1 protein-coding gene is annotated in these 1,342 nt (G+C 62.2%); it reads right to left on the reverse strand.

Going from position 1 to position 1,342, the window contains the following annotated elements; translation table 11 throughout:
* Positions 1-83: 83 nt before the first annotated feature.
* Positions 84-881: a hypothetical protein gene (locus EJK15_RS69390; protein WP_138720937.1), complete on the reverse strand. Its 798-nt coding sequence runs from the start codon at positions 879-881 to the stop codon at positions 84-86.
* Positions 882-1,342 lie beyond the last annotated feature (461 nt).

A 1,342-nucleotide genomic window follows, 5' to 3' on the forward strand; every position in this document is an offset into this window, starting at 1 on the left:
CTCGAGGGCCATCGCCGGCGTCGTCGTCCTGGAGGTCGTGCATGGTCATGGTCACCGAAGGTAGTACCTGTTCTCGCCCTGCTCTACCAGCTTGGGGTGTTCATCCTGTTTGTCTCAGTAGAGCCTGACACAGAGGGGGCCCGCTCGCTGATGATCGCACGTTCGGCCTCGTAGCAGGCGGCAAAGGATGCATGGACGACCTGAGCGACATCGACAAGATAGGTGGATCTCCAATACTCCAGGCGTCCCGATCCGACTTTGCCGATGCCGATCTTCCGGAATCGTTCGCCGTCGAGGTCGAAGTCAATGAGATAGAGCAGCCCAGGAACTTGATGGGCTGCCTTCCATGAGCCTCTCTGTTTCGTGTATCCGCATGGTCTGCAGCCACCGCTTCCGTTGAGAAGCTGGTTGAGCTTCGGTGCGACCGGGGTCCTGCAGGAGCGGCAACGTGCAGCGGTTTTGGTGGTAGCGTCAACGTAGGGACCGATGAATTGCAGACCGCACTCATCGAAGATCTGCCGGACGAGATCGATCGGGGTTCGTCTTTTGTCGGCACCTGCGCGGCGGCCGCAAGCGCGGCATCCGCCCTGGTAGAAAAGGCTAGCCGGGCGCGGAGAACACGGCTCGCCGCAGTGGAGGCAAACTGCGTCCACCGGGACCTGGCCGCCCTGGTAGGGGCCGGTCATCAGCAGGTCCTTGGCCAGGAATCGTGCGCGTACCTCGTCTTCAGCCGTACGCGGTCTAGATGGCGGGGGCGGGTCGCACTTCGGACAGTGGACCGCGCCGAGGCTGTAGCTTTTCCAGGAGCGCTCGAAGGTGTGACCGCAGGCATTGCATCGCAACTCGACCGGCGTGTGATTGTTCTTATAGGTGCCGAGCATGCTGAATCCCTCACTGGCGAACCCTGTAGCTACGGCCTCTGCCGAATGGCGCTGGGTGGATGCCGCGCGTGCTCTGGAGCAGGGAACACAACCGCCCCCGTCGAAGACGTTCTTGATCCAGACAGGGCCGGTCCATCCGCAGGCATGGCAGCGGACCTGTACTGGATGGTTGACCGATCTGTACTCTCCTTCAAGATCGAGCCCGGCGTCGGAGAGCCGTGACCGGATGACCTCTAGGTCGGTGCGGATGCTGTCGGCCGCCTTCTTCCGTCCGCAGGTCTTGCAGCAAGTGCGGCCTCGGAAGGTGTCAAGTCAACTGAGACACGGGCGCTGTGACGTTAGCTAGGCGAGGTCCTCCTGGTCGGTGACCTGCTGCTTGTCTGTCTCGTCGGTAGGTTTGTTGATCCAGGCGGCGGCCGGCAGCTTGGGTAGCGTGGGTGTGCGGGTGAACCGCTGGGGAT

This window comes from Nonomuraea basaltis (assembly GCF_005893125.1).
In the GTDB taxonomy this organism is placed as follows: Bacteria; Actinomycetota; Actinomycetes; order Streptosporangiales; family Streptosporangiaceae; genus Nonomuraea; species Nonomuraea basaltis.

What these genes read in the sequence shown, in the direction of transcription:
- EJK15_RS69390 (WP_138720937.1), bottom strand. Translation starts at nt 881, where the DNA reads ATGCTCGGCACCTATAAGAACAATCACACGCCGGTCGAGTTGCGATGC.